Source organism: Streptomyces sp. NPDC005811 (genome assembly GCF_040630405.1).
Lineage (GTDB): Bacteria > Actinomycetota > Actinomycetes > Streptomycetales > Streptomycetaceae > Streptomyces.
Window position 1 is genome coordinate 1 of sequence record NZ_JBEXXK010000130.1, and the last position, 3,921, is coordinate 3,921.

Sequence of the window (3,921 nt, forward strand, 5' to 3'; positions counted from 1 at the left end):
CAGGTCTTCATCAACCTCGTCCCCGACCATGTCATCTTCCACCGCATGTACCCGGTGGCCGTCGACCGCACGATCGTCGAGTGCGACTGGCTGTATCTGCCGCACGTCGTGGAGAGCGGCAAGGACGTCAGCCGCTCGGTGGAGCTGTTCCACCGGGTCAACGTGCAGGACTTCGAGGCCTGCGAGCGCACCCAGCCCGGCATGAGCTCCCGGATGTACGCCAAGGGCGGCGTCCTGGTGCCCAGCGAGCACCACATCGGCGCCTTCCACGACTGGGTCAACGAACGCCTCGGCACCCCCCGGGGCTGACGCCCGAGGGCCGGCTCAGCCCAGGAAGCCCATGCGGTGGCTGATCTCCTCGGCTCCCTTGAGGAGGACCGGGGAGAGCTCGTGCAGCCGCTCCTCGGTGAAGCGGTAGGAGGGGCCCGACGCGCTGAGCGCCGCGATGACCACGCCGTCCCGGTCCCTGATCGGGGCGGCCATCGCGTGCAGCCCGATCTCCAGCTCCTCCAGTGTCCAGGCGTAGCCCCGCTCCCGGGTCTCCGCCAGGTTCTTCTCCAGCTTGGTCTTCGCGGTGATCGTGTGCGGTCCGACCTTCTCCAGGCCGGACTTCGCCAGTACCGCGGCCCGCTCCTTGGCGGGCAGATGGGCCAGCAGGACCTTGCCGCTCGACGTCGCGTGCAGCGGGGTCAGCTCACCGACCCAGTTGTGCGCGGCGACGGCCGCCGGACCGCGCACCTGGTACAGATTGATCGCGTAGTGCTCCTGCATGACCGCGATGTTGACCGTCTCGCCGATCTCCTCCGCGAGGCGCTCGCAGACGGGGCGGCCCTGCTGGGTGATGTCGAGACGCCCCGTGACCGCGCCGGCCAGGCGTACGATGCCGAAGCCGAGCCGGTACTTGCCGCGCTCGCCCGCCTGCTCCACCAGACCGCGCGTCTCCAGGGCGCCGAGCAGGCGGAACGCGGTGGACTTGTGAACATCGATCTCGGCGGCCACCTCGCTGACGCCCGCCTCGCCTCGCTGGGCCAGGATTTCCAGCACGCTGATGGCGCGGTCGACCGACTGCACCCCGCCGGACTGCGTACTCGACGTTTCGGTGTCTGTGCTGTAGTTGCTCACAGCGCAACTATACGTGCAGTAAACAACGCCTTTGCAAGTAACCCGATAGAAACCAAGACCATACAAGTTGCGTTGCACGCAACCTGGTGCGTATAGCGCTACTGGGACTAGCATGCGTCGCACTATCTATGGCGCAAGCGAGACGAGGGCTCCATGGCTTCCCTGCAGTACGACTTCGTCATCGTCGGTGGTGGATCGGCCGGCAGCGCACTGGCGAACAGGCTCTCCGCGGATCCGGCGAACCGGGTCCTGGTGCTGGAGGCCGGCCGGTCCGACTACCCGTGGGACGTGTTCATCCACATGCCGGCCGCCCTGACGTATCCGATCGGCAGCCGCTTCTACGACTGGAAGTACGAGTCCGAGCCCGAGCCCCACATGGGCGGCCGGCGCGTCTACCACGCGCGCGGCAAGGTGCTCGGCGGTTCCAGCAGCATCAACGGCATGATCTTCCAGCGCGGCAATCCCCTGGACTACGAGCGCTGGGCGGCCGACCCCGGCATGGACAGCTGGGACTACGCGCACTGTCTGCCGTACTTCCGGCGGATGGAGAACTGTCTGGCCGCCGATCCCGACGACGAGTTCCGCGGCCACGACGGGCCCCTGGTCCTGGAGCGCGGCCCGGCCAGCAACCCGCTCTTCGGCGCCTTCCTCAAGGCCACCGAGGAGGCGGGCTACCCGCCCACCGAGGACGTCAACGGTTACCGGCAGGAGGGTTTCGCCAAGTTCGACCGCAACGTCTCCCGCGGGCGCCGGCTGTCGGCCTCCAAGGCCTACCTCAAGCCCGCCCGCAAGCGGCCCAACCTCACCGTCACCACCCGCGCCCTGGTCACCCGCGTCCTGTTCGAGGGCAAGAAGGCCGTCGGCGTCGAGTACCGCAAGGGCCGCGGCGCCCCCCAGCAGGTCCACGCCAAGGAAGTCATCCTCTGCGGCGGCGCGATCAACTCCCCGCAGCTCCTCCAGCTCTCCGGCGTCGGCAACGCCGAGGAACTGCGCGCCCTCGGCATCGACGTCGTCCACGACCTCCCGGGCGTCGGCGAGAACATGCAGGACCACCTCGAGGTCTACATCCAGTACGGCTGCAAGCAGCCCGTCTCCATGCAGCCGTACCTCGCGAAGTGGCGCGCCCCCTTCATCGGGCTCCAGTGGCTGTTCCGCAAGGGCCCGGCCGCGACCAACCACTTCGAGGCCGGCGGCTTCGCCCGCAGCAACGAGGACGTGGACTACCCCAACCTGATGTTCCACTTCCTGCCCATCGCGGTCCGCTACGACGGCTCGGTCCCGGCCGGCGGCCACGGCTACCAGGTCCACGTCGGGCCGATGTACTCCGACGCGATCGGCTCGGTGAAGATCAAGAGCAAGGACCCGCGCGAGCACCCCGCCCTGCGCTTCAACTACCTCTCCACCGAGCAGGACCGGCGCGAGTGGGTCGAGGCGATCCGGGTGGCCCGCAACCTCCTCAACCAGCCCGCGCTCGCCCCCTACAACGACGGGGAGATCTCACCCGGGCCGTCGGTGGAGACCGACCAGGAGATCCTCGACTGGGTCGCCAAGGACGGCGAGACCGCCCTGCACCCCTCCTGCACCTGCAAGATGGGCACCGACGAGATGTCCGTCGTCGACCCCACCAGCATGCGGGTGCACGGTGTGGAGGGCCTGCGCGTGGTCGACGCCTCGGTCATGCCCTACGTCACCAACGGCAACATCTACGCCCCGGTGATGATGATCGCGGAGAAGGCGGCCGACCTGATCCTCGGCAAGGAACCCCTCGCCCCGTCCAAGGCCGCCTACTACCGCCACCGCGACGCCCAGACGCAGGCCGGTTAGACCTTGGCCGCCGACGGGCTGCGGCCGCTCCTGGAGCGCGTCCGCTACGAGGTGCTGCCCGCGAAGGCGACCGAGGAGAAGGTCCTCGCCCATGTACCGCGCGACGTCGTCGTCACCGTGACGGCGTCGCCGGTCAAGGGCCTGGAGCCGACCCTCGACCTCACCACGCGCCTCGGGGCGCACGGCTACCGCGTCGTCCCGCACGTGCCCGCGCGGCTGCTGCGGGACGACGCGCACCTGAAGGAGGTCACCGGCCGGCTCCGCGAGGCCGGTGTGGACGACGTCTTCGTCCCGGCGGGCGACGCCAACCCGCCCGCCGGGGCCTACGACGGCGCCCTGCCGGTGCTGCGCCGGCTGAGCGAGCTGGGCGGCCCCTTCGCCCGCGTCGGCATCACCGGCTACCCCGAGAGCCATCCCCTCATCCACGACGACCTCACGATCCAGGCGATGTGGGACAAGCGCGAGCACGCCACGTACATCGTGAGCAACCTCTGCTTCGACGCGCGGGTGCTGGGCGACTGGATCGCCCGCATCCGGCGCCGGGACGTCGTCCTGCCCGTGCACGTGGGCGTCGCCGGGCCGGTCCAGCGGGCCAAGCTGCTCGCCATGGCGACGAGGATCGGCGTGGGGGAGTCGACGCGGTTCCTGACCAGGCACCCGTCGTGGTTCCTGCGCTTCGCCACGCCCGGCGGCTACGCGCCCGAGCGACTCCTCGGGCGCGCCCAGGAGGCCCTCACGGCGCCCTCCGCGGGCGTCGCGGGCCTCCATGTCTTCACGTTCAACCAGATCGCCGAGACGGAGCGCTGGCGGCGGGCCCTGCTGGACCGGCTCGCGGACTGACGGGAACCGTATACGACGGGGAGGGGCGGGGTCGGAATGCCGGACGCCGTTGGCGAATGCCCCTCGACTCCGCCCCGCCGGTCCTATCCGGTGGGGCGGAGGGCTGCGAAGTGGGATGTCCGTGTGGGAGCGAAG

At 69.8% G+C, this 3,921-nt stretch carries 4 protein-coding genes; 3 read left to right on the forward strand and 1 reads right to left on the reverse strand.

All coding sequences use genetic code 11. From position 1 onward, the window contains the following. Positions 1 to 309: SRPBCC family protein (locus ABZ490_RS52015; protein ID WP_359008063.1), on the forward strand; the 309-nt coding region annotated here is incomplete at its 5' end. 15 nt (positions 310 to 324) lie between these two features. Here the strand turns inward: ABZ490_RS52015 and ABZ490_RS52020 are convergent. After that, positions 325 to 1,071, reverse strand: a complete 747-nt coding sequence (locus ABZ490_RS52020; protein ID WP_359008072.1) for an IclR family transcriptional regulator — start codon at positions 1,069 to 1,071, stop codon at positions 325 to 327. Positions 1,072 to 1,275: 204 nt separating this feature from the next. Here ABZ490_RS52020 and betA point away from each other — a divergent pair, with 204 nt between their 5' ends. Together betA and ABZ490_RS52030 are read left to right on the forward strand one after the other, a co-directional pair. Further along, positions 1,276 to 2,946: a choline dehydrogenase gene (gene betA, locus ABZ490_RS52025; RefSeq protein WP_359008066.1), complete on the forward strand. Its 1,671-nt coding sequence runs from the start codon at positions 1,276 to 1,278 to the stop codon at positions 2,944 to 2,946. Between the two features lie 3 nt (positions 2,947 to 2,949). Further along, entirely contained in the window at positions 2,950 to 3,786 is an 837-nt protein-coding gene (locus ABZ490_RS52030) for a 5,10-methylenetetrahydrofolate reductase (protein ID WP_359008069.1), read from the forward strand. The last annotated feature ends 135 nt before the right edge of the window (positions 3,787 to 3,921 follow it).

Coding starts and splice junctions, on each gene's coding strand:
- betA (WP_359008066.1), top strand. CDS start 1,276: ATGGCTTCCCTGCAGTACGACTTCGTCATCGTCGGTGGTGGATCGGCC.